The 6,812-nt window shown below is 61.3% G+C and carries 5 protein-coding genes; 1 reads left to right on the top strand and 4 read right to left on the bottom strand.

What is annotated here, in order from left to right:
* Positions 1-710: 710 nt before the first annotated feature.
* On the bottom strand, positions 711-1,247 hold the full coding sequence (locus QP978_RS10530) for a peptidylprolyl isomerase (protein ID WP_369707163.1): 537 nt from the start codon (positions 1,245-1,247) through the stop codon (positions 711-713).
* Between the two features lie 304 nt (positions 1,248-1,551).
* Here QP978_RS10530 and QP978_RS10525 point away from each other — a divergent pair, with 304 nt between their 5' ends.
* On the top strand, positions 1,552-2,445 hold the full coding sequence (locus QP978_RS10525; protein ID WP_070602171.1) for a hypothetical protein: 894 nt from the start codon (positions 1,552-1,554) through the stop codon (positions 2,443-2,445).
* Between the two features lie 8 nt (positions 2,446-2,453).
* On the opposite strand, the gene QP978_RS10520 is transcribed toward QP978_RS10525, so the two are convergent.
* The 3 genes from QP978_RS10520 to QP978_RS10510 are packed head-to-tail and all read right to left on the bottom strand — an operon-like array spanning position 2,454 to position 6,330.
* The gene (locus QP978_RS10520) at positions 2,454-3,440 is read right to left on the bottom strand and encodes an IS481 family transposase (RefSeq protein ID WP_049193111.1); all 987 of its coding nucleotides are present in this window, start codon (positions 3,438-3,440) and stop codon (positions 2,454-2,456) included.
* Positions 3,437-4,681: an MFS transporter gene (locus QP978_RS10515; protein WP_284857156.1), complete on the bottom strand. Its 1,245-nt coding sequence runs from the start codon at positions 4,679-4,681 to the stop codon at positions 3,437-3,439. Before QP978_RS10515 ends, QP978_RS10520 begins: the two co-directional genes overlap by 4 nt.
* Positions 4,678-6,330, bottom strand: a complete 1,653-nt coding sequence (locus QP978_RS10510; protein WP_049193109.1) for an ABC-F family ATP-binding cassette domain-containing protein — start codon at positions 6,328-6,330, stop codon at positions 4,678-4,680. The genes QP978_RS10515 and QP978_RS10510 overlap by 4 nt, the downstream gene beginning before the upstream one ends.
* Positions 6,331-6,812 lie beyond the last annotated feature (482 nt).

Here is a 6,812-nt window from a genome sequence, read left to right as displayed (position 1 = left end):
GCATATATTTCTCTGAAACCTAGAGGTCAACCACTACAAATCACCGAATCCAGACACACTTTCTGTCGTTTAACCCTAAAAACCCAGGTCAATTCACCCCCGTCAATACACCCGTTTCCCACACGTTTTTCGACGAATGAGGATTTCCCTCCTACTGATCACGCAAAAAAGTTATCCACAGAAACCTGTGTAACAATCATGTAATTTGTGGATAACTGTGGAGAGATTTCGTCCCAAATTTCTCACGGGTTACGTGACAGAAACCGTAAAGCATGACAACTTTGGTTTTATCCCCTGTGTCCACAGTATCCACAGCCTGTGGATAACTCTGTGAACAAGTAACATAGTTGCAAGTCAAGTTGTGCGTAACTCCAATATTCTGCGGAGTTCGACCACTTTCGAACGCTGGTTCGTAAATTACAAGAATGGAATTATCCACACATGTGCACAAGTCTGTGGACAACTGTGAATTGTTGTAATTTGTGAAAATTGGAACCCGTAACGTGCTTCTTGGCCCGTGTTCACCTAGGTGAACAGTGGAGTATTTTGTCCACAGGGCTGTGGACATGTGGAGAATCAACACGATGTGCTACTACCCCCACTGCCCCTAAACACAACATTGAAGTTACGGGCCGTCGTAAAGCGAAAATGGGCATGAAAAAACCCGCCCGGAACAACCGGACGGGTTAGAAAGCGTAGAAGCTAGCGGATTACTTCTCGATGTCGATGGAGGTAATCACGACCGGCTCCAGCGGGCGATCCCAGTGATCCGTAGCCACACGAGCGATCTCGTCGACAACCTTCTTCGAGGCATCATCAGCGACCTCACCGAAGATGGTGTGAGCGCCATTGAGGTGCGGGGTCGGAACAACGGTGATGAAGAACTGGGAACCGTTGGTACCACGGCCGCCGCGCTTGCCGGCGTTTGCCATAGCGAGCAGGTACGGACGATCGAACTGGAGCTCCGGGTGGATCTCGTCGTCGAACATGTAGCCCGGGCCGCCGGTGCCGGTGCCCAGCGGGTCACCACCCTGAATCATGAATCCAGCGATGATGCGGTGGAAGATGGCCTCATCGTAGAACGGGCCGGACTCGGTGCCAGAGGCGTTCTGCCCCTTGTACTCCTTGGTGCCTTCTGCCAGGCCGATGAAGTTGTCGACGGTATTCGGCGCGTGGTTGCCGAACAGGTCAATCACGATATCGCCATGGTTGGTGTGCACAGTTGCAGTAGCAGTCTTAATAGTCACGTTCCTTAGGATACCGACCTTGGTGGCCAATTGCTCCTACTGGTGAGTTTCTCCGTGGCAGAAACCAGCGAAAATGTTTCTCAAGATAAGGAAAAGAGTTGTTCGTTGACCCCCATGGAGGCCAAATAGTGCCTAAGCTGGAATGTGAGCCTGCTGCAAATAATTCGGCGCTAGGCCTAACTGGGCCCTAGCTCTTGGACTTAGAAGCATCTTGGTCTCAGAGGCACTGGCGCCGCAGCAGTATTAATCATTGATTGAGAATTAAAGGCGATGCCTGTTGGCGACGCACTAATAAAGGAGAGTCATGAACCCCAACGCAATCTCGCTGGCTGTCAAGGGACTGAAGTCCGCTTACGACAGCTACTCGGATTACCGGGACAAGAAGGCTGCAGAGCTCTACGACACGATGCAGGAGGCTAAGAAGGTGGCAGCTGCACAGAACGAGGCAGCAAAGGACGCAGCAACCAATTGGGCGGAAGACGTTAAGGAAAAGGTTTCCGACGCCCGCGATCAGCTCGCTGAGCAGGCCGAAGAACTGACCGGCAAGGTTGAGAAGAAGTCCAAGGAGACCAAGAAGCAGGCTAAGAAGGCTGCGAAGCAGGCCGAGAAGGACGCTAAGCGCAAGGGCAAGAAGACCCGTTGCAAGGCTCGCTGCGAGGCTAAGAAGGCTGAAAAGAAGGCCAAGAAGGCTCGCAAGGACCTCGAGGTGCGTACCCAGAAGGCTATCGACAAGGTAACCGGTAAGGAAGAACAGCGCGCCAAGAACGGTCGCATCGCAACCGCTTCCCTGGTCTTCGCTGTTGTTGCAGCAATCGTCGGTGTCATCGTTTGGAAGCTGCGCAAGGACGACAAGCTCCCGGTTGACCCAGCTCCATACCAGCAGAAGGCCCAGGAAGTTAAGCACAAGGTCGAAGAGAAGGCCGCCGAGGTCAAGGAGACCGTTGAAGAGAAGGCTTCTGAGGCTAAGGAAAAGGCTGAAGAGGTAAAGGGCAAGGCAGCCGACAAGGCCGACGAGGCCAAGGACAAGGCTGCTGAGGCCAAGGAGACCACTGAGGAGAAGGCCGCAGAGGCTTCCAAGCAGGCTCAAATCAAGGTCGACGAGGTCAAGACCGAGAAGAAGAACGCTGACGACGCTAAGAAGATCTCTTCCAAGCCGTCCAAGCCGGCTCCGAAGCCGGGTCAGGCTCGCAAGAAGTAAATAGGCGGCTAGATGTACTGCTCGGGGACGTTGATCAATCGTGAGAACGGCGGCTGGTTGTCGCAGGCCGTGTGCGGGCGGTGCTGGTTGTACTGGTGCAGCCAATCCGGCAGGGCGTCGCGTCGTTCTTGCTCGCTGGTGTAGCAGCGGGCGTAGGCCCACCCGTCGGCCATGGTCCGGTGGAAGCGCTCTACCTTGCCGTTGGTCTGCGGCCGGTACGGACGCGTCCGCTTCGGGGTGATCGAGAGGGCCTCGCAGGTGTCCCGCCACAGGTGCGAGCGATAGGCGCCACCGTTGTCGGACAGCACCCGCTCCACGGCGACGCCGCGATCGGCAAACCACGCCACAGCCCGATGCAGGACCCCGACCGCGGTGACGGCGGTCTCGTCGTCGTGGACCTCGGTGTACGCGACGCGGGAGTGGTCGTCAATGACGGTGTGCACGAACGCGTACCCGAGCCTGGGGTTGTGCCACTTGCTCTTCGGCTTACCCGGTGTCGCCGTTCGGTTGTGGTCGCCCTGGCGGCGGCCGACGTAGCGCCAGCCGCCGCCGTCGGGGATGTTCCCGAGCTTCTTCACGTCCACGTGGACCAGGGAGCCGGGGTGGGGGTGTTCGTACCGGCGGATCGGTTCGCCAGTCTCGCGGTCCATGTAGGAGAGCCGGTTCAGTCGGGCACCGGCCAAGATGCGGTGGACGGTCGAGGGCGCGATGCCGAGTCGGGCGGCGAGCTGCACGGGGCCCTCACGCAGCCGTATCCGCAGGCTGACGCACCGCTTCGTCGTCGCCTTGTCCGTCTTGTTCGGTGAGGTCTTCGGCCGGGACGAGCGATCCTGCATCGACTCGCCGGCGCGATAGCGGTCGACCCACCTCTTCACGGTCGGCCAGGAGACCTGGAAGCGGGCGGCGACTTCGCTGATGGGCCAACCGTCGTCGACGACGAGCTGGGCCACCTTGAGCCGGTGGCGAGGTGTCAGGGTGGCGTTGGCGTGCATCACTCCTCACCTGCTGCGACGGGCGTCGTCCGCGGCGTTCGGAGTTGCCCCAGGACTGCAAGGAGGATCGTCGTGGCGAGCGGCACGAGTCCGGCGGCGATGAACAAGCTGGCAGCGGCGATGTGTCGGCTGAGGAGTCCGGTGAGTGCGATGGACAGTGGCATGAAGGCGATGGAGATGAAGAAGTCGAGGCTGGCGACTCGGCCGAGCATCTCCAGCGGTACGTGTTCCTGCAGGACCGTGCCCCAGATGACCATCCCGACTCCGATCGACGCACCGTAGACCGCCAGTCCGGCGCTGATGATCCACGGATTGTTGGTGAGTGCGGGGATGGCCAGTGGAAGGCAGCCGAGTACCCATGCGCCGACCATTACGGGCAGGAAGTGTGAGGGGGTGGGCCATGAGCCGGCGACGAGGGAACCCACCAGGCCGCCGACGCCCAGAACTCCGAGGACGACTCCGTACACAGCCGGACCGTTGTCATGGGTCGAGCGTATGACCGCGGGCAGGAGAACTTCCAGCGGACCGGTCACGGCCAGGCCCATGGCGGCCGCCAACAGCACGCTGGAGCGAACCCAGCGCGTGCGGGCGACGTAGCCGAACCCGTCGAGCAGGTCCCGCAGCGCAGAGGTGGCCGGAGCTTCGGCGTCGGTCTCGGCTGAGCAAGGGGCAGGAAGCCGCAGGGCGGCGATCAGGGCGAGTCCGAGCGCGCCGGCGATGAGGTACCCGCCCGCGGCGGGCATGCTGGCACCGATGACCGCTCCGACGGCGGCGGGCGCAATTGCCTGTCCGACCAACGGGCGGGCGGCGCCTTCGAGGCCGTTGACGGCCATTAAGTCGTCGCCGTCCACCAGGACTGGCACCAGCGCCGTGTAGGCGGGGAAGAAGAATGCGGTTGAAGTGCCAATGATGAACGCGGAGACCGCGAGCATCCAGAAGGTGACAATGTCGAGGATTGCTGCCGTGGACGTCGCGGTCGCGATGGTGAGGTTCAGGGTGAGCACGCTCACGATGACGGACTTATTGGGGAACCGGTCTGCGATTACGCCAGCTGGGAGGGATCCTGCAAGCAGGCCAATGCCGCTCCAGACTACGACACCCGACAGGGCGGCTGGCGTGGCGCCCAGGTCGAGGGTCTGCATGGCAGGGTAGAGGGCCCAGGCACCCTGGGCGAAGATGGTCAGCACCATCGCTGCGAACAGCTGACGGTACGTGGGGATGGTCAAGGGGTGAAGCGGGTTCATGGCATGTCCTTCAGGTCAAGGTTCAGGTGGGGCCAGTCGGCCAGGTCGTGGAGCATCTGACGGTCATGCGTGGCAACGATCACCGCGCAGGAGGTCTGCAGCAGCTCGGTGGTGATGTCGTCGACGAGGCTCGATGACAGATGGTTGGTGGGCTCGTCCAGGAGCAGCAGGTCTGGATCCTGGGCCAGACACATGGCCAGGTGGAGACGGCGTTGCTGTCCTTGCGACAAGCGCCCCACCGGCGTGCCGGTTGCGGAGGCTTCGAGCAGCCCGAGCGAGCCGAGGGACGGCGCCTGAGCTCGACGGCCTAGCTTCGCCAGGTAGGCCTCATAGACCTCGTGTGCGGGGCTGGAGCGGTCCCAGTCGGGGACCTCTTGGGACAGCAGAGCGATGCGCGCTCTCGGATTAACTCGCACATGTCCCGTGGTGGGGGCCAGCCGCCCTGCGAGAAGTGCCAACAGGGTGGATTTTCCCGCGCCGTTCGGTCCGGTGACCACCAACCGGTCACCGCCGTTCACGTCGACCGAAACCGGAGCGTCCAATCGGCCCTTCACAGTAACCTGGGTGGCGTTCATGATGCTCTGTCCGGCACGGGTTGCCGAGGCGGGCCACGCAAGACGCAGTGGCGGCGCCGGGACGCCGATTTCATGACTTTTCAGGTCTTCGATACGTCGGTTGAAGGCTTGGACCACTCCAGCAGCGCGTGTGGCACGTTGGTGCTTGCCTGTGCCCTTTTCAGGTCTCCATCCACCCTGGGACAGGCGGGAGCGTGCGTCGGCGGCGGCGCGGGTCAGTTCCTGATGCCGGGCGACCTGGGCGGCATGGTCTTGCTCCCAGGCGGCCCGTTCTCGTTGCCGCCCTTCGATCCAGCCCTCGTAACCGCCCGCGTAGGTGCGCGGAAGGCCATCGCGGGTCGGGTCGAGGTCCAGGAAGCTGGTCGCCACGTCGCGCAGCAGGGCGCGGTCGTGGCTGACTAAGGCCAGGCCACCGGGGTGGTCCCGCAGGCGCTCAGTCAGGAAGGACAGCCCTGCAGCGTCCAGGTGGTTGGTGGGCTCGTCCAGCAGCAACAGGTCAGGGGTCGATCCGAGGGCGACCGCCAGCCGTACCCGGTACCGCTGGCCGACCGACAAGGTCGACAGGACCCGATCGCGGTCGCTACAGGCGTTCAGGCCCGCCAGGGCGATGTCAACACGGCGGTCTGCATCCCAGGCGTCCAGCCGCGTGGCCGCCTCGAGTGCGGCGGAATAAGCGTCGGCCGCGTCATCGCCCGCGGCCAGCGCCGCGGTAGCCACGTCGAGGGCCTGCAGAGCGGCCCTGGATGGGGCGGTCGCCTCGGCAATGAGGTCACCGACCGTGCGATCGCCCTCGGTGGCCATGTCCTGCTTGACCAGGACGAGGGAACCCACCCGGGTCACCACTCCCGAGTCGGGTTTCAAGATCCCCGCCAGTATATGGAGCAAGGTGGTCTTGCCCCGGCCGTTGTCGCCGACGATCGCCAGTCGCGACCCGGTGGAGACGGTGACGTCAGTCCCACTCAGCAGCGGCCTGTCGCCGAGTGTCAGGTGGAGTGATTCAGCGCGGATGTGTGCAGCGGGCCCTTGGGATGTCCCGATCCAGGCACATGATCGTAAAGGTTCTGTGGTTGGCATTGCGTACTTTCAGCTCGTCATGGAGCCGGGCACCACGAAGCGGCCGCCCGGCAGATGGCCAGGACGGCAGACGAGAGGTCATAAGGGGTCCCGCCGCCGTCAGCGGACGGAACGCAGCTTCATCGAGGCGATGCCTGAGTACATGCGGCCGAGGATACAGAGCCCGGGCGATGCCACGCAAGTCAACTAACGTCCCCGGTCAGTACAGCTAGATAGCCAAAAGCCTTTTCACGCCCGATTGTTCTGTGCAGTTGATGCGCAGGCGGTCGGGCGTTTTTGGTTAAGCAGCAAACCTGACAACTTCAGAAAGACGGGCTGCAAATGTGAAACTGTGCAAGTTTATGACAGTTTCAAGCCATTTTTCACGCCATTTTTGTCATAAACGCAGTCAGTAACTCGGCGTTCTGGGTTAAACGACAGAAAGTGTGTCTGGATTCGGTGATTTGTAGTGGTTGACCTCTAGGTTTCAGAGAAATATATGC

This window comes from Corynebacterium sp. MSK035 (assembly GCF_030232615.1).
In the GTDB taxonomy this organism is placed as follows: Bacteria; Actinomycetota; Actinomycetes; order Mycobacteriales; family Mycobacteriaceae; genus Corynebacterium; species Corynebacterium jeikeium_D.
Note: the sequence above shows the minus strand (reverse complement) of the source record. Positions and strands in the feature narration are given on the sequence as shown.